14 protein-coding genes are annotated in these 17,655 nt (G+C 35.0%); 8 read left to right on the plus strand and 6 right to left on the minus strand.

Annotation, left to right across the window (positions count from 1 at the left end; genetic code table 11):
- Positions 1–16: 16 nt before the first annotated feature.
- A complete protein-coding gene (locus LEP1GSC059_RS08175) occupies positions 17–703 on the minus strand; it encodes a TetR/AcrR family transcriptional regulator (RefSeq protein WP_017213892.1) in 687 nt (228 codons plus the stop codon).
- Between the two features lie 8 nt (positions 704–711).
- On the minus strand, positions 712–1,539 hold the full coding sequence (locus LEP1GSC059_RS08180) for an ankyrin repeat domain-containing protein (protein WP_020980631.1): 828 nt from the start codon (positions 1,537–1,539) through the stop codon (positions 712–714).
- A gap of 306 nt (positions 1,540–1,845) precedes the next feature.
- Between LEP1GSC059_RS08180 and srpB the strand changes: the two genes are divergently transcribed.
- The 4 genes from srpB to LEP1GSC059_RS08200 all read left to right on the plus strand — a co-directional run bounded on the left by srpB (position 1,846) and on the right by LEP1GSC059_RS08200 (position 4,869).
- Positions 1,846–2,583 carry a sigma factor SigX-regulated lipoprotein SrpB gene (gene srpB / locus LEP1GSC059_RS08185; protein WP_004422780.1) on the plus strand — a complete coding sequence of 246 codons (738 nt, stop codon included), beginning with the start codon at positions 1,846–1,848 and terminating at the stop codon, positions 2,581–2,583.
- Between the two features lie 873 nt (positions 2,584–3,456).
- Entirely contained in the window at positions 3,457–3,807 is a 351-nt protein-coding gene (locus LEP1GSC059_RS08190; RefSeq protein WP_017213895.1) for a PadR family transcriptional regulator, read from the plus strand.
- Positions 3,808–3,809: 2 nt separating this feature from the next.
- A complete protein-coding gene (locus LEP1GSC059_RS08195; protein ID WP_017213896.1) occupies positions 3,810–4,316 on the plus strand; it encodes a hypothetical protein in 507 nt (168 codons plus the stop codon).
- Between the two features lie 7 nt (positions 4,317–4,323).
- The gene (locus tag LEP1GSC059_RS08200) at positions 4,324–4,869 is read left to right on the plus strand and encodes a GyrI-like domain-containing protein (RefSeq protein WP_002154933.1); all 546 of its coding nucleotides are present in this window, start codon (positions 4,324–4,326) and stop codon (positions 4,867–4,869) included.
- Positions 4,870–6,170: 1,301 nt separating this feature from the next.
- On the opposite strand, the gene LEP1GSC059_RS08210 is transcribed toward LEP1GSC059_RS08200, so the two are convergent.
- Complete coding sequence (locus tag LEP1GSC059_RS08210) at positions 6,171–7,868, minus strand: acyl-CoA dehydrogenase family protein (protein ID WP_002180058.1); 1,698 nt, start codon at positions 7,866–7,868, stop codon at positions 6,171–6,173.
- 319 nt (positions 7,869–8,187) lie between these two features.
- Complete coding sequence (gpmI, locus tag LEP1GSC059_RS08215; RefSeq protein WP_036057354.1) at positions 8,188–9,834, minus strand: 2,3-bisphosphoglycerate-independent phosphoglycerate mutase; 1,647 nt, start codon at positions 9,832–9,834, stop codon at positions 8,188–8,190.
- Positions 9,835–10,220: 386 nt separating this feature from the next.
- Here gpmI and LEP1GSC059_RS08220 point away from each other — a divergent pair, with 386 nt between their 5' ends.
- On the plus strand, positions 10,221–12,239 hold the full coding sequence (locus LEP1GSC059_RS08220; RefSeq protein WP_017213900.1) for a hypothetical protein: 2,019 nt from the start codon (positions 10,221–10,223) through the stop codon (positions 12,237–12,239).
- 858 nt (positions 12,240–13,097) lie between these two features.
- Here the strand turns inward: LEP1GSC059_RS08220 and LEP1GSC059_RS08225 are convergent.
- On the minus strand, positions 13,098–13,937 hold the full coding sequence (locus tag LEP1GSC059_RS08225; protein WP_036057329.1) for an LA_0442/LA_0875 N-terminal domain-containing protein: 840 nt from the start codon (positions 13,935–13,937) through the stop codon (positions 13,098–13,100).
- Between the two features lie 103 nt (positions 13,938–14,040).
- On the opposite strand from LEP1GSC059_RS08225, the gene LEP1GSC059_RS08230 reads away from it, so the two are divergent.
- Both LEP1GSC059_RS08230 and LEP1GSC059_RS08235 read left to right on the plus strand, forming a co-directional pair.
- Complete coding sequence (locus LEP1GSC059_RS08230) at positions 14,041–14,589, plus strand: RNA polymerase sigma factor (protein WP_002179770.1); 549 nt, start codon at positions 14,041–14,043, stop codon at positions 14,587–14,589.
- A 150-nt stretch (positions 14,590–14,739) separates the two neighbouring features.
- The gene (locus tag LEP1GSC059_RS08235) at positions 14,740–15,783 is read left to right on the plus strand and encodes a FecR family protein (protein WP_020980619.1); all 1,044 of its coding nucleotides are present in this window, start codon (positions 14,740–14,742) and stop codon (positions 15,781–15,783) included.
- Between the two features lie 239 nt (positions 15,784–16,022).
- On the opposite strand, the gene LEP1GSC059_RS08240 is transcribed toward LEP1GSC059_RS08235, so the two are convergent.
- On the minus strand, positions 16,023–16,472 hold the full coding sequence (locus LEP1GSC059_RS08240) for a DoxX family protein (RefSeq protein ID WP_017213902.1): 450 nt from the start codon (positions 16,470–16,472) through the stop codon (positions 16,023–16,025).
- Between the two features lie 962 nt (positions 16,473–17,434).
- On the opposite strand from LEP1GSC059_RS08240, the gene LEP1GSC059_RS23620 reads away from it, so the two are divergent.
- Positions 17,435–17,605, plus strand: a complete 171-nt coding sequence (locus tag LEP1GSC059_RS23620) for a hypothetical protein (RefSeq protein WP_001288293.1) — start codon at positions 17,435–17,437, stop codon at positions 17,603–17,605.
- The last annotated feature ends 50 nt before the right edge of the window (positions 17,606–17,655 follow it).

Below are 17,655 nucleotides of genomic sequence, written 5' to 3' on the forward strand. Positions count from 1 at the left end.
TAAGTTTACTTTTGGATTATTTCTTAAAGAGGTTTATTAATGATAAAACCGATTTACGAACGGATCTAAAAATTGGAAGCGAAGATAGTTTCAAAAGTTGGAATATTAGATCTAACCCTTTGTCGATTAAAAGTTCAGTTTTTCTTTTATGAGTAGATTCGTCAAAAAGCCAAACGTATATGATCCCGAGTTGAAAAAGCCAAAATAATAAAGGAAGATCTTCTTTTAGATCAGAAGGAAAAGGATTTTTTGAATCCGAAATTGCATTTCTAAAAATAGAAATTGCGTCTTCTCGAATTTGTTTTGTTTCCTTGCTAAACGGAGAAAGAGGATGTTTGGGATCTCCGCCGCTTCTAGAAAGAACGTGTAAAAATTTTTCGTAACCTATAAATTGTCCAAGTTTAAATCGAATTATATTTTTGATCCTATCTTTAAGATCCAAATTGGATTTACAAAATTCACTATTTTGAATATTCGCTTCTTCTTGAGTAGTTCTATAAAATTCTAAGACAATTTCTTCCTTTGTTTTAAAGTGATAGTAAGACGCTCCTACTGCCAAACCAGCCTTTTGTGCAATGGTACGCATTGTAGTTTTGTCATAACCTTCTTTTTGAAAAGATAAAATTGCGGTTTTAAAAAGAAGAGACCGGGTTTGTTGTGATTTGCCGATCTCTTTTTGTTTTACGGTTTTTTTCCGAATCATGTCGGGATTTAAGATTCTCCGAAAGTATTTGAGATTTTCTTTCTAAATTTTGCAAACAAAAATAGATTGAAAAAGTGCATCACTCCCAGGATTAAAAGGACTGTCCCAACTTTTTTAGTCAGAACTTCGATACATTCCGCAAGATCTAAAGGTTTTTGTTCAGTGCTCAAGGAAAGGCTAATATATCCTATGTTGATTAAATAAAATCCTACAATCAAAAGATGATTGATCGAATCTGCTAATTTTTCTTCTCCGTTGAACATTTTTACAAGAAAAATTCTGCCATTATAAAAGAGAGTTCTTGCGACCCAGATTGTCATTAAAATACTGATGATCAAATATCCGAAATAAAGGCCGATCGTATAAGGACCGGAACCAGGTTTGGAATGTTTCAGGCCCTGGGCGTTTAAAAAAGAAACTACGGCTGTGTTTTGATAACGAGCGGCAACGTCTAACGCGTTTTCACCGTGACGATTCAGATAATCCAGGTATGGAAATCTGGAATAATACAATTCTATAATTTTACTATCTGGAACTTGAGCTGCAATGTGAATCGGATAATCTCCTGCATTATCTGGGGCCGGATCCATTCCGATTTCATTTGTTTTAGATAAGATAAATTTTAACATCTCCGGATCTTCGCTTTCGATCGCGAAAAAGACCGAATTGCGATCTCTATTGTCTTTTTGATCCAATAAATTTGGTTCGGAAGCAAGAATCTTTTCCACCTGTGGCAGATTTCCTTTGCGTATCTTTTCAAAAAAATCGGACTTAGAATCTGCAAAAGTCGAAAGTGTAATTCCGAATAATATCACTCCAAAAATGATTTGTTTCATAGTGCTCTCCAAAATTTGAACATGTTCAAATATAATAACAGTGTTTTCTTTTGGCAATATATTTTTGAACGCGTTCAAAAATATATTTTAAAATTCTTCAATTGATGACTGTTATTGGCAGTTGGAATTAATCAATTCTTTTGAACCTGTCCCTAATACTTTAGAATTAAATTTCTTTGGATATTAGATAGAACGTGGTAGTTTCCCACATCTTTGTGAAACTCAAACGCTTCGTTTCTGGAGTTTTTTTGGCATAAGAAAAAACGAAAGTCGTAGGTATAAATGAAACAATTGGAGGATCCAATCATGATTCAGAAAAAAATAGTGATGTTGGTGTTTTTAATTTTACTCTTTTCTAACTGTCACAAGACAGAAGATAAACAAGATAATAATTTACTTTTACTTCAAGCCTTAGTTATTCAAGATCCAGGAATTGCAGGACTATTAGCTCCTATGGATCTTGTGCGTACTATGGGCGGTTCAGGAGGAGCAGGAGCTTACTCTAAAGGTGTCGTGTCCCTTTTTCAAACAACCAATACTACCGAAGAAGCTTCTAGTGTATGTCCGTCAGGTGGAAAGGCGTTGCACACTGGCGAATGGAATGAAAGTGATTCTCAAACTGGAGTGAGCTTTCAGTATTCTCTTAAAATAAAGTTTATAGAATGTAGAGTTATAGGTCGTGACACATCTGGCACTGGATTAAATCCTATTATGGTTTTAAACGGTGAGTCTATGACGGAAGGAAGAGCAGATTTAGTATTTGATGTTGGCTTTGCTCCTCAAGATGCAAATCCTGAGCTTAGATATACTATGAATGCTACTTCTAGAAACTATTACGATTCCTATACCGTAAACGGACATGCGTATCCTAAAACTGATATTACTTTTAAATCAAGTAATGGTAAATATGCCTTCGAACATATGGATGATGTGGATAAAGCAACGATGACTGTGGATGAAACTGTAGAAATTACTGGAAAGATAGGAGAAGCAGAAGATATCAATAAAGTGATAAAGTACAAAAGTACAACGAAACTTCACTAAAAACCATCTCAAAAATACTTATCTTTGTTTAAAATGCCGATTCAAGATATTTTTAAGATAACTTGTTTCTATTACCGTCGAGTAAGAAGACTCGGCGGGTTTTCTCATTAAAACTTTTCTTTAAAAAATTATCTTAACGTAATGTAACTTCGGTGTATGGAATTCATTTTTATAAAAAAATTGAGATCTAAACTTTATGGATCAATTCCTAAAATATGGAAACTCATACAGATTAAAAATTTATAATGTACTTAATTTGTAGGACCTACCGCAAATCGCGATTTTACAAACTAAATCTTAAATTGTTAGAAACTCACATTTTTGGAAAACACTTTCACTCACCTTACTATAATAAAATTAAGGCGAATTCGGCTTTGTCAAAGGCAAGCCGAACCAGGCTCTCAGCTCTGGTCAAGTTATTGTGAAATTCCAGAATCAGATTCAATTTTTATAAAATAACGTGAGTTCGGCATAACAAATGCGAAAGCGATTATTATGCTGCGATCCATAGTGAGCAGCATTGAGTTTATTATTCGCCCCAATTTTCTTACGTCGAACTCACGTTAAAATACCAATAACGCGACCTGTCGAACGACCCATGGGGAGTGAGACGCTGAGTTTCCTCGAACGACCTAAAACGCTTTCGTAAAAAGCGTTTTGCTTTAGTTTTTCTCGCATTGATTCCTTTCGCGTTCACATTATTTTAAGTCTGCCTTAAAAATAGGATAGAAGTTAAAAATTAAATTCTTGGCCGTAACTGTAAAAATGTTAAGACCCGAGAAATAAATATATCGAAGGCCACTTTTTAAGAATGTCGAGTTTATTCGTTTAAAAAATGATTGAGTCCGAAATAGATATATCTATAATGGATATATGTCCACTAAAGAAGAATCAATCGAAACGAAAGGAATCACTCCGGCTATGTTTCATATTCTTCTTTCCTTGGCGGAAGGGCCACAACATGGATATGGAATTGGAAAATCAGTGGAAATTTCCTCGGGAGGAAACTTTCATCTTGGGCCGGGAACTTTATATAGAACCTTGGAATTGATTCGAGGTTTTGGCTGGGTCCGATATTCCAAAAAGAAAGTGGTAGAAAACGACGATCCTAGAAGACTCTATTACGAAATCACTTCTAATGGTAAGGAGATTCTTGTCTACGAGCTCAAAAAAATGGAAACAACTTTAAAAAAAGCTAAAAAATTGAATCTGTTGGGAAACTGAAAATGATTTTTCGATGTTTTCAAAACTTGATCCAAATTGTATATCCTGTTTCTTTTCCAAAAAAAATGAAAGATGCGATTCAAATTCATTTGGAAGATTCATACCGAGATGGATCGTTTCAAATATTCGATTTATTTGATATTCTAATATCTGGATTTCGAGAAAGAATTTCGAGTGAAATGAGATCAATTCGACTTTTATGGGAATATGATCATCGTTCTGTTTTTGGTTTTATGATATTGATTCCATGGAATTTGTTTTTAATCCTGATTTTTGCAAGTTTGTTTATAGGCGGCCCTGGGTGGTTGAGGTTTTTTCATAATTTTCCTTATGAAAAAAATGTTTCTGCCGAATCCATTTTTCCTTTTTTATTATTTCTCGCTGTGGTTTTACTGGTTCAGGACTTATTTTTTCTAAAAAAGAAAAGATCCGTTTTTAAAAGATATTCTTATCTGTTTTATATAAATATGAGTTTAGTAGTTCCTTTTTTTCTAATTTTGATTCTTTGAGGAGTTTATGAAAATTTTTGCACTGAGTATTTTAGTTTTAGTAGTTTTACTTGTAGCGTTCCTATTTTATATGGGTGCCTTTGATCGGGTTCTGGTTCAAGAGGAAATGAAAGGACCGTTTTACGTTCTTTCGCATGAAAGGGTTGGGGATTATAGAAACGTTGGGCTTACGTTTGAAGCACTTCAAAAAGAATTGCCTGAAAAAGGAATTCGAAATTTTAAATTGTTCTCCATTTATTTGGACAATCCAAACGAGGTTCCTAAAGAAAAGTTACGATGTGAAGTAGGGGCTCTTTTTTCGGAACCACTAACGAAAGTTCCGGACGGGCTTTCTTTAGAACTGAAAACGAGAACCATTCCTTCTAAAAAGTATCTAACTGTAGAATTTCCATTGAGAAACTTTCTTTCTATTTTTCTTGGAATTTATAAGGTTTATCCAAAACTTTTTAGAGCCTGTGAAGAAAGAGGTTGTAATCTCAAAGGAAGGGCGTCCATTGAAATTTATGAACCTCTTACGGAACACAAGACTACATATCTTTTACCTTTAGATTAGAGTTATTTACTAAATCCTATCTTAAAATAAATTAAAATGTTTTGAATCTATATTTAAAAGTAATAATATACTATTTTTGAGATGGTATATTATTACGTAAGTTTGACGTAATAAAACCGGACCGGGCTCTCAGCTCTGGTCAATAAATTGTATGCAGGAAATATAATACAATTTATCGCTTTAAGTTCCAATTTATCGACCTAAAACGCGACCCTTAGGAAAGCGTTTTGCTGAGTTAACGCGACCCTTAGGAAAGCGTTTTGCTGAGTTAACGCGACCCTTAGGAAAGCGTTTTGCTGAGTTAACGCGACCCTTAGGAAAGCGTTTTGCTGAGTTAACGCGACCCTTAGGAAAGCGTTTTGCTGAGTTAACGCGACCCTTAGGAAAGCGTTTTGCTGAGTTAACGCGACCCTGCAGAGCGACCCTTAGGGAGCGATGCATTGAGTTCAGGAAAGCGTTTAGCTTTAGTTCATTCATCGATCCCTTTCGCATAATCCACGTTAAATAACGTAAGTTCGTGGAGAAAATCAGGGCGAATAAAAAAGCTCAATGTAACTCTCCTATGATTTGTAGCACAATGATCGCTTTCGCATTAGTTATACCGAATTCGCGTTAAATAACATTCGTAAAAGTAAAATGTGGGAACTACTGCAGATTTAGGTTTTACCGTTCAATTTCGAAAATGTAGGAACTCTTACAAATTCCGATCACGAGAAAATGAAATTTAACAATCTGTAATACGACTGAATCTGTGGGAACTACAGCAGATTTAGACGTTACCGTTCAATTTTGAAAATGTAGGAACTCTTACAAATTCCGATCACGAGAAAATGAAATTTAACAATCTGTAATACGACTGAATCTGTGGGAACTACTGCAGATTTAGGTTTTACCGTTCAATTTCGAAAATGTAGGAACTCTTACAAATTCCGATCACGAGAAAATGAAATTTAACAATCTGTAATACGACTGAATCTGTGGGAACTACAGCAGATTTAGACGTTACCGTTCAATTTTGAAAATGTAGGAACTCTTACAAATTCCGATCACGAAAAAATGAAATTTAAAAATTTGTAATGCAACTCAATCTGTGGGTACTACTGAAAATTCGGATTCCACAGTAAAATTGTAAAAAACCAAGCTCATTCAAACCAACTGTTTTTTACAACAATGTTCGGTTTTATTAACGTTTAAGTTTAAAATTAATTAACCGTTCATTAAACATCATAACCTGTCCTCTAAGCGAGCCTGAGATTTTTTTAATTTACGTTAAATTACATAAGTAAAATCTAAAGTTCTTTTTAGAAATGAATAACAGATTTTAGATTTTCCACATTTCCCGAAAAACTTTCTTTTTTAGAAAAAGTCTGAGAAGAATTTATTAAATCTAAATAACCGTCTAGGAACACCGACAGGCCTTTTTGAGAATCCGGAGAATTTTTTCCCGAAACGTCCGAAAGCGCTGCGAGTGCAAATGTTTCAAACGCCAAGTCTGCGATATAAATCCGATTTAGATCTAACTCCTGAGAACTTGAATGATCTAGTAAATCTTGTAAGAGTTTCGATTTTTTACGGATCGTTTCCGCTGCCTTAGAACTTGAATCAGTGATTTCTTCTACATATTTAAAAAATGCTTTTGCAACTTTCTCTCTTTTAAACCCGCGGAGTACGTGTTCGCTTAACAATAAATGAGTTCCTTCCCAAGTTTCGTTTATTATGGAATCATTGTGTAACCTAGGAATAGCGGAAAAGTCTCCTACGATACCGTTTCCGCCTAACACTAAAATAGAATTATAGGTGATCTCCGTTGAAGTTGCGGAGCATTTATACTTTAAAAGTGGGGCAAGCACTTCTCCCGCGAGTTTTAAATTTTCAGGAGTATGAAAATGCCTGAAAATGGAAGTTAACATAGCGGTGTGTTTAAGCCTTTGGTCGCTAAGTTGTTTTAGTAAAGAAGAAAATTCTAATATTTTACTGCCATAAGCGGTTCTAAATTTGGCGTATTCGTAGGCTTCCATCCAGGCTCTTCTGGAAATTCCGGAAGCCGCAATGGATACGTGTAGTCTTGAAATCCCGATTACGTATTTTATTAAATTGGCAATTCCATGCGCGGGTCTTCCGAGCGCTTCCGCTTCTACTCCGTCATAGACGATTTCTACGGTGAGTTTACCCTTGGAACCGATAATATCTTTTTTACGTAAAATATGATGTCCGTTTAATGTACCATCGTCTTTAATTCTAGGAACTAAAAACATTCCGATTGTGTTTGTGTCTTCTACTCTTGCGGTCGTTACCCAAAGATCTCCCGGATTAGAACAAAACCATTTTTCTCCAGTAAGAATCCATTTACCATTATCTTGTTTTCTTGCGATCGTTCTGTTCGCGCTTACGTTGGAACCTCCGACTCTTTCGGTTACATATTGCCCCGCCATAAAATGGGATTGGCTTCCTTCGCCTGCAACAAGAGAAAGGTATTTTTCTTTTTGTTCGGAAGTTCCAAGAGCTTCTATAACTTTAATCATACCTTCGGTCATTGCAAGCGGACAAGTGACTCCACCTTCTCCATTTTGATTGGCCAGATAGGCAAGAGCATAACGATGTAAATCCGTAAAAGGATGTTTCCAAGATGAATGATAGTTTAGATTTACAATTCCATAGTCGTACGAAATTTTTCTAGAAAGTTTTTGTTCGTTCGAATACACAACCGCGTCAATTCGATTTCCGGTTCGATCGTATTTAACGATTTCACCGTATTTTCCTTCTTTATGAGAAGCTTCCGTAAGTTCGTCTAGAACTCCACCAACCAAAGCGCCATAACCTAAAAGATGTTCGATCATTGCTTTTTTATGTGCGGAATCGTAACTTTTGGAATATTTATCTACAAGTGTCTGTAGTATTCTGTCTTCCTCGTAAAAGTTTTTTCCTCGATTACCTTTGTAGTTCGAAATATCAAAAGGGGCAAGTCCTGGATTTGCAGATTGATTGAATGGAAATTGCATCGTTCTCTCCTGGTTGATTCAAGTGAATCGTTTTATTTTTAAAATTTGTTTCAAAATCTAAAAGTGCGGAAACTCATATAATAGAATTATGAACTCGTAAGGATCTATTATATTATTAAGAAACTCTAATGTAAACCCATAAACTTTATTTAAAAGAACAAAGTAATTTGTAAAAACTACTTTGTTCTTTTAAACCTTCTGTTTTAAAAAAGATTTTTTGGGAAAGTATAACTTTGCCTGATTTGAGGGCGAGCCAAAAAAAGAAGAACAAACGTGAACATACATTCTTAAATTTCAGAAAATCGAACCGTTTTACGACTTAGGATTCATTTTCAATCAAAGAAGGATAATACCCTTCCGGGGTTTCGTATCCCATAACGTCTAAGATTGTGGCCGCTACGTTTGCAAGACCCGGGTTAGAAAGATTGGAATTGAATCGAATTTTATTTTCAGGATCTAAAACGGAAATTGGAACTGGATTGAGAGTATGACTCGTTTTAGGAATCGGATTTCCATGAGAATCTTTTTCAACGTTTCCTTCTTTATCTAATTGAAACATTTCGTCAGCGTTGCCATGATCTGCAGTAATCAATAAAACGATATTTTGTTTTTCGCATGTTTTCCAAAGACGTTCCACACAACCGTCTAAAAATTCCATCGCTTGAACGGTAGCAAGGTAGTTTCCGGTATGACCTACCATATCGCCGTTAGCGTAATTCACTCTATAAAAATCTTGTTTATTTTCATTTAGTGCTTTTTCCAAAGCTTCGGTAATTAAAAGAGCTTTCATTTCAGGACTTTGATCAAACGGGATCACGTCCGAAAGAATTTCACGATATTCCTCCGAATTTTGATCAAAGTAGCCGCTTTTATTGCCGTTCCAAAAATAAGTAACATGACCGTACTTTTGTGTTTCGGATAACGCATATTGAGGTATGTTCGAATTCGCCATATATTCGCCTAACGTGCGATCAATGGCCGGAGGAGCCACTAAAAAACGTTCCGGAAGTTTCAGATCCCCGTCATACTGCATGATTCCTGCATATAGAACGTTAGGAAGAGAGCCACGATCGAATTTAGTAAAATTTTTTTCAGTAAACGCCAAAGAAATTTCAATCGCTCTATCTCCTCTGAAGTTTGTAAAAACGACTGAGTCTCCGTCCTGAATTTTACCGATCGGTTTTCCATGATCAGAAATTACAAACGAAGGAAGATATTGATCGATTATCTTTGGATCTTCCGAACGAAAGGTTTCAATTGCTTCTTTTGCGGAGGAAAAATATCTGCCTTCTCCTTTGACGTGAACCTTCCAACCTCTTTCTACCATGGACCAATCCGCTTCGTAACGATCCATTGTGATCGTCATTCTTCCGCCTCCTGAAGCGATCCGGATGTCCGTTCCATTTTTTCTAAGAGAGTCCAACCAGGTTTCAAAAGGATTCAAATAATCTAATGCAGATTTTTCAGGAACGTCCCTACCATCTAAAAGAATATGAAGTCTGATCTTAGGAACTTTCTCTGAAATTGCCCGTAAAATTAAAGCCTTTGTGTGATCAATGTGAGAATGAACGTTTCCGTCAGAAAAAAGACCTAACAGATGTAAGGCGGAATTATTTTTTTTAGAATTTTCGATCACTTCTTTCCAAGCTTGACCGTTAAAAATATCACCGGACGCAATCGAATTAGAAACTAATTTGGCGCCTTGATCGAAAATGCGCCCGGAACCAAGAACATTGTGTCCAACTTCTGAATTTCCCATATCGTCATCCGACGGCATCCCTACTGCTTTTCCGTGAGCTTGGATATGAAGCGTAGGAAATTGATTCCAAACTCGATTTAAAAAAGGAAGTTTTGCACCTGCAATTGCATTACCGAATTTAGGACCTTTGGGAGAATAACCAACGCCATCTAAGATAACGAGTAGAACTTTTCTATACCGAAAGGTGTATTTCTTTGAAAGCTTCATATTAGGATTCATGGAACCAGTTGACTATAGCGGAAGTCAAGAGATTCAAATATTAAAAAAACTTGGAAATTTGCTTTCCTTTCCTAAATCAAATGAAAAGATAAGAGTGTACTATAATCTGTGATATTACGTTTAATGCTAAAAATAATAGAGTGTATCAGTTTATTATAACTAAAAAATACAAGAAGTGTTTTCTTAGATTGATTGTGTGGATCGTTTGACAGATCCGAATCGGAGATAAACGATATCAATTCCTAGTTGGCTTGCAACTTTGGAAAAATCTAAAGAGAAAGTTTGATGTCGGAACTAGTGATAAGGTTTTTTCGGAGATCTAAAGTCTCACGAGAATTTAAAAATGATTTCAATGTTGTTGACGGTGCAAATGGATGAGTAAGCCGGTTTTAAATCCAGCGTTCGGTGGCGCAAACCAAGCGCAAAGCTTTTTAAAAGTTAAAAAGATCAACGAAGTAGTCAGTTATTATCTAAATGATCGACTGACCCATTCTGTTTATAAAGCGATCGTTACACAAACGAGTCATAAAAACGTTCGATCTCAAAATTTATTCCAAGTAGAATCTAAGGTTCCAGAAGCTCCCGAACTTACTACTGCAGAAGTGGCGTTTCATATCAAAAGATTATTAGAAGACGGTGTTGTGCTTCAGTTTGCTTACTTTTATATAGATCCCGCCACATCCGAATTGAAGTTGAAACCTTGTTACGTGGCTTATTCGGATGCAGAATTGGGAGATCTTACCAGAATTTATCTTTTATTAGTAGATCTCTCTGTTAATTCGATACTATCTTATTTAGAAAATAGACCTCCTCTTGGAAAAGAAACGTTATGGGAGGATTTAGAGTCGGATTTTAAAGGAGAGAATGTACAAAAATTAAAACTCTTTTTTAATCCTGAAAGTTATTTCCAAGCTCCGAATATTAGCATTCCCTTAAATCCGGAATATGTAAAAGATATGCTGCTCGAAATCACGGATGGATTGGTTAAAAAAGGAAGAATTCGAGAAATACCGGAAGTCGGATATTTAGTCGTAAAAATAAAAGAACTTCAGACGTTATTTGAGCTTGTGGATGAATTTCACTTTAAAAAAGTATTTCCTAAATATAAATGGGCCTTATCGGATGCGTTCGCAGCAATTTCTCAAGAAGAAAGAATGCACGCAAACGATCCGTCTGCAATTCCGACTACTTTATTTGGTAAAAAAAGAGCGAGAGCAATTGAAAAAGCGTTAGAGTCGGATTCCGAAATAAAATCAAAACATAAATTGATGGGAGTAGAGCTGATTCTCAATTTAAGCGATGAGATTGAAAGTGCACTCAAGTCTTCTTATCAGGAACAGCTTCGAAATCGTTTTCACGAAATGACGGATCATCTTTCCAAACAGGTTGGTCGTTGGGATAAACTTGTATTATTTATTTCTGATGAAGAATTTAGGACGTATCCGGCCGAGTTAAAAAGACTTTTAACGGAAGATAGGCATATTGCGTATTCTCCTTGGGAAACTAAAGGAATTACAATCCATTCTTTTATGAGAATGGATACGGAAACCGTTCGGTCTGTGATAAAATCACTTTCAACAGCAACTAACGTAGAGGCTTGGAAAGTATTAGGTATTCGTAATTTAATAGAATTGAACGAAGATTCTATTCATTCTGTCTTTAAAGACGAAGAGTTTGTAAGAAACTACGGGAAGGTCCTTCGTAAAGGATACGTTAGATATTTTCCTTGGTACTTTTCGATTTTGGACTTTGTAGGAGTTGCAAAACTACTTCAGGATTTATTTTTTCAAGGAGCTAAAGAAAAAATTCGTTCCGAACAATCTTATTTCAAATCTAAAAATAGGGATGTTGCTTTTAAGTTAGAACAAAGTAAAATTCAGGAAAAATTAAAAGAGGATGAAAAAATCAAAGCCTTGGAACAAAAATCCAAACTTTCAGAAGCTTTGAATCAATATTATTTCGAAAAGAATATTCCGCCCGTGTTAAAAGAAATTCTTTATGAAGTTCCGGGATATTCACCAGAGTTGATTCATCAAATTGTAGATCGCGAGAAATTTGTACTCATACAAGATTCTTCGGGAGATAAGACGGATTCGATCTTGATATATCCAAACGACGAGTCTTTTCGTTTTAGAGCAAAAGAGATTCATAAGGTTTTAACTGAAAAAAAGAAAAGTCTGGATTTTAAGTTTAGAAACAAAGATGAAGATTTTCAGGGCGAGAAAATTACAAAAACTTTAAAATATTTGGATTCTTGGTTTGCATCTAAGCCGGAACAAGCTCATACTTCTAAAGACGGTAAAAATAATTCCGGAAATTCAAATGAAGATCCTTATGAAAATTTTCGAAAGGAAATCGTAAAGATCAAGGGCAAAGAAAAAATTTCAACTTAGAAAATTATTATATTCTGATAATTACTTCAAAGTCTACGTTAAAACTTGAAGTGTAAGGGAAGTAGATCCATATTAAAAATCCTTTATAAACGGCGTAAGTTTGTGGAAAAAATGAGAACTAATTTTCTAAAAGTATGAGTTCCTACAATTTAATAATTTGTTCGTAAAATTGTGGTTTGCAGTAGTTCCCACAAATTAAGTCACATTACAAATTTTTAAACATTTATTTTTTGTAGTAGCTCCTACATTGTAGGAATCAATCTGCAAAGTTCAGATTCCAACTTTTTTCAGAATCATAAATTCCTCCACGAACCCAGGCTAATTTAAACGTGAGTTTGTGGAAAAAAAATCAGGGCGAATCCGGCTGCCTATGGCAGCCGGCGGGCTCTCAGCTCTGGTCAAGTTATTGTGAAATTCCAGAATCAGATTCAATTTTTATAAAATACCAATAACGCTCTCTATGAATCGCGTTGGAAACTCAGCACAACGCTTTCCTATGGGTCGCGTTGTGGAGTGGGAACTAGTTTTACAGAGGATTTGTCATAATTCCCACAGATTTAATATTGAGATCCAAATACTTGTGGCGTTGGTTATGATAGAAAGCGTTCTGCTAAGCTCATTCATCGATCCCTTTCGCGTCACTTAGCAAAAAAAATCTGTGGGAACTACTGCGTTTTTACAAAAGAACGAGAGACCATATCCGGATTTGTTTGAAGATTGATTTTTGGGATAAACTTTGATAGGTGTTTTAACCAGTTGAAACAATAAGAATCTGTCCCAAAAAAATTGATGCAACGGCTCTCTGAATACTGACCTGCCCATTGGAGTTTTTATGACCGAGTTTGGTTTTGGAAAATTTTAAAATCGAATCGTATAAACGAAATTAGGTGTAATTTCTGTAGATCCGTTGATTTGATTTCTAACTACGGCAGCTGAAAATTTCCATCCTTCCGGATTTGGATTTGAAAGTAAGGATTGTAACTTTTGATAATCCTTAGCCAATAAAAAAGTATGAAGCAGTTGTAATCCGTAAATAGCGCCTAACAACCATTGAGCTTGGTTGTATTGAGAGGTAGCACGATCATAACTGTTAAAATAAGGATTGGTTGCGGCCGCCGTGGTTAAAATTCTAGTGACCAAAGCGGTTGTACGAACCGTTTCATCGGAACTGGTCGGGTTTAAATTCGGATCTGCAAATGCAACAATTGTGATTGCGGTTGAATTGATTTTATAATCGTTTTCTTCTGTTATGGCTTTTTCTTTACAATTGTTAACATATAAAGCAGCGCCTGCAAAAAGTAAAAAACCAATGATCGCCCATCTTTTTTGTCCTACTTTCCATTGACCCCAACCGGGAATAATTGCAGATCGCCCCGTGATTGCCCATCTGGCATCTTGCCAAGAAGATTGAGTCGTAATCGGATGGTTAATTGGCGGTTTGGTGGTGGTAGTCTCTTTTTTTTTGGATTCTTCTTTTTTAGGACCTTTCAAATTGATCTCGGAAATTTCGGCTTTAGGAATGGTTTGTAATTTGCCATTCACTTCTATTTGAACTTCGGTTCTGGATTGATTGATAATTTTACCTTGAAGAGTTTTTCCGTTTTTAAGAACGATTGAACTTGCTGTTAGAGGTAAAGAGAATAGAATCATTAAAACGAAAATTCCCGAAGAGGTTATAAGTTTATACGTTCGAGACATAGAATTATGATTTTCAGTCATGAAATTTTAAAATTCATCTTTTGTGCAATAAATTATCTTTTTGCTTGAAAAAACAAGTAGGAATTGGTGATTCTTTATTACCGTGGCACATACTTCCGAGTTAGAAAAACTCTATAACCACAATAAAGACGATTTATTTCATTATATAAGAAAATCGTTCTATGACGAAAATTCTGCCCAAGATATACTACACGATTCTTTTCTAAACTTTTTTAAATATTATGAAAATAGGGACATTCCAGATTCTACTTCTTGTAGAATGATTTTATTTAGAATTGCAAGAAATTTGATTATTAATCATTCTAAATCTTATTATCAGCGAAACGTATCTCTCGTAGGAGAAGATACAGGTAGTAGTTTCACGTCTAAATCTCCAAGTCCTGAATTTTCTGTGTTGGAAAAAATCGATCAATCGGATGTAAAAAATATCATAGATTCGCTCTTAGACACAATTTCTACTGAATATAAAGAAGCTTTACTTTTAAGATACCAACAGGATTTGAAACTAGATGAAATTTCTAAAATTCTTGGAATGAGTATTTCCGGTGTTTCCAGATTGATTGAAAGGGCCGAGAAGGCTTTGGCCCAAGAAGGTAAAAAAATAGGTTTTCAACCTGCGAATTATATATAATAAAATATTTTTGATTCTTTTTATACTTCCAGAAGTGAAGAATTAGGACTGTTATTATAAAAAAAATTAGAAATGGAAAAAAAAGCTCAAATTGACTCATTTAGTTTTGTTTAACGAACAGGAAGCGACGCAAACACGGGCAGCATAAATATGGAAAATAAAACAAATACTCCCGGATTTGAAGGATATGAGAAATTCCTAAAAGAAAAGGGTCCAACAACCCAACTTCCTGCTTTTGATCCGAATTGGATTGGAAAGCAACCTCGTTTTATCGTAGAGGACAAAATCATGAATGTCCCCACCGCCGTTATTCTTCGCTTTCCAAAGATGATGTGGTTAGCCGCTGCTGCTATTTTATTATTTACGATTGGAGTTTGGATCACCTTTCGTACTTCAAAGCCTGAGTCTGAAATTGTCCGAGGGACTACTTTAAGAGCTGCCGTAGTTTTTGTAAAAGGTCAGGTTTCTGTTATGAGAGACGAAGAGATGAAATTGCATCGAGGCGATCTTTTAAATGAATCTGATATAATTCTTACCGGTGCGGGCGGGGCGTTGGACATAAGTTTAACCGATTCTAGCGTAGTGCGAGTGAAAGAAAATAGTAAATTGATTTTGAAACAGTTAAGAGAAGACAACGGATTTCAGATTAAAATCAATTTAGCTTCTGGTAGGGTATTAAACATAATAGAAAAAGAGAAAAAAACGAGTAACTTTTATGTAGAAACTCCTTCTGCGGTTGCTGCTGTGAGAGGGACTTCTTTTGAAGTTAATGCGTCCGAAAACGAATCTATGGTTTTTGTTGTGGAAGGAGCTGTAGAAGTAATTTCTTTGAACTCTACAAAGAATATATATATATTAGAAAAAAGTAAATTAGTGACCGTAAACAAGGACGGAGAAATCGAATCGATTGATATTTCTAAACTAAATGCTACTCTACCGGAATATAAAGAAATGAGAAAGAATCTTGGAAGTTTAGATAGCGAACTTCTTTTAGACGTTCAGAATTTAAAATCCGCAAAAACCGAAGAAGAGTTAAGCAAAGTTTATGATCTTAGTATTGAACGTATTATTATGAAAGATGGAAGAGAGTTGAGAGGTGTAGTTGTTTCTCAAAAAAAAGGAAAACTAGTGGTTCAAACTTTGCAGGGTTCATATATTCTGGACGAAGATGCAATAGATAAGATTAAATATTAAGATTAGAGTTGTTGAATTATTAAATTCTCCATCTGTTTTATGGAAACGGTAATTAAAACAGTTTTGTTAATCGTCGCTATTGAATTTTTCAACAACTCTATTTTATTTTTCTATAAATTAAGCCGCTTGATTAAGATCCAGGCGGCTTTTTATTTTATGGTTTGTAAAGTGATTTAACTTTCTAATGTTTCTTTTCAGTGTTACCCGATATTTTAAATTTTAAGATAAATTCTTGTTTATCAGGAATCTAAGCGGTCATAGATCCAAGAATCTAAGGACCAAGAACCTCCTCCGAAAAGTAAAAGTGAAAGTCCCATAGAAACTGAAAGGATGTGGTATTCAAATCCTTCTCCGTTTTGGTTACCGAACCAGTTCATAAAAAAACCGATTTCTTTGTGAGCCCATCCGGCAACTGCCAAAGTACACGTAATTCCGAATGCGGAAAGCCTTGTGCAAAAACCTAATAAAATACCGATTGATCCGAAAAATTCAGATACGATTGCTAAAGTAGATAAGGTGGTCGGAAATTGGGCGGTGTTTACTAGATAATCCATGGATGCTTCGTAGCCCGCGCCTCCGAACCAACCTAAAAGTTTTTGAGCTCCGTGTGGAAAAATACAAATTGAAAGACCGAGTCGAAGTAAAAGAGGAAAAAACGATTCTTTTGTTGAGAAGAAATTTTGAACCATAGTGATAAACTCCAAAGAGTTCTTTTCGTTGCTGAACTTTTAAAGATAGATAAGTGGATAAAAAATCAAAGAGAAAAATATATTAGGGGTGTGAGTTCCCACATTTTAGAATTCAATTTTGATCTTATACTTTCTGAAAATTATGTCACTTTAAATGAAACATTCAAGAGTCCGTTTCAAAGTTTTAAAAGCAACCAGCGCAATCATTGGATCAGATCTTCACAGGAAATAGTAGTTCCCACAGATTATGCTCTCGAATCAATTTACTTGTTTTGGAAGCACATTTTGTTGTTAAATTTATGTGAGTTCCCACATTTATAAGTCTGACTTTGGAACTACGGAAAGTCTGAGATTTTAAGTAAAAACTTTGAGATGTGGGAACTGCTGCAAAATTTTTCCATAACACTTACAAAAAAGTGATCCTGATCCATTGAAAACTAGAATGAATATAAAGGGCTGTTCGATTTTATAATTTGTAGTGGTTAAAAATGACATAATCTGTGGGAACTACCACGAATCTGGAATTTTTACAGTAAAACTTACAAAATTCAAGATACTTTAAATAAGAGCCTGGCCCGTAAAAAATGAATGTGGGAACTCACACTTTTAAAAAACTTTTTAGTTTTCTAAAAACAAACTCATTATTACTCAAAGACCATAACAAAAGTCCCGGCAATTTCTCACTCAAAACAGTGTTTTACGATCAATATTCATAAGATTTTACTATTTGAAATAGTAACAAAAATTAACAATCGATTTTGCAAGATACAGAAGTTCTTAAAAAATTATATCTAACCGAAAATTGTAAGTTTAAGACAGATAGTATATTATTATGCGTCTGAGTCGTAATTTTTGTGATAAACCTAAAGTGATAAATTACATACAGAAATTTGACCTTAAAATCGGTTGTCGAATCTTGTTGAGTCTAAAAATCTGGCTTAAGATTATTTGGCGGAATATTCATGTCTGAAGAAACTCAAGAAAAGAAGAACAAAAAAATCAATAAAATGACCGTAGCAGAAATTAATGCTGCGATCCAAACTTCCAAAGAAAAAATGAACGGCTCTTCCAGCAAATACATTTTGCATCTTAATGCAAGATTGGAAGAACTCGCAGTAAAAGGTAAGAAATAATTTCTTTCCGGTCCGTCTATTTTTGACGGACCAATTCCTGCTCGTTTTTA

Source organism: Leptospira noguchii serovar Panama str. CZ214, from assembly GCF_000306255.2.
Classification (GTDB): Bacteria; Spirochaetota; Leptospiria; order Leptospirales; family Leptospiraceae; genus Leptospira; species Leptospira noguchii.